The following is a 411-nucleotide window of genomic DNA, read 5'->3' as shown; positions in this document are numbered from 1 at the left end:
TTTTCATAACCACGCGTGTTAAGTTCTTCCACACGCTCATTAGCCAGATTGATCATTGATTCTTTAGAACCAAAATGAATCGCGCCAGTAGGGCATGTTTTTACACACGCAGGTTCTTGACCAACTTCAACACGATCAACACATAATGTGCATTTATAAGCGCGGTTATCTTCTTCGTTAATGCGAGGCACATCGAAAGGACAACCCGCAATACAATAACCACAACCAATACAATGTTCAGATTGGAAATCCACAATACCGTTAGCGTATTGAACTATCGCGCCTTCAGCAGGACAGGCTTTTAAACAACCCGGATCTGCACAGTGCATACAGCCATCTTTACGAATTAACCATTCCAGTTTGCCGTTTTCTTCAACTTCAGAAAAACGCATCACTGTCCATGATTTGGCC

At 42.6% G+C, this 411-nt stretch carries 1 protein-coding gene; it reads right to left on the bottom strand.

Annotation, left to right across the window (positions count from 1 at the left end; translation table 11 throughout):
• Positions 1 to 411: 4Fe-4S dicluster domain-containing protein (locus tag M997_RS17055; RefSeq protein WP_156510836.1), on the bottom strand; the 411-nt coding region annotated here is incomplete at both ends.

The sequence above is a fragment of the Proteus hauseri ATCC 700826 genome, from assembly GCF_001654965.1.
GTDB classification, from domain to species: Bacteria; Pseudomonadota; Gammaproteobacteria; order Enterobacterales; family Enterobacteriaceae; genus Proteus; species Proteus hauseri.
Note: the sequence above shows the minus strand (reverse complement) of the source record. Positions and strands in the feature narration are given on the sequence as shown.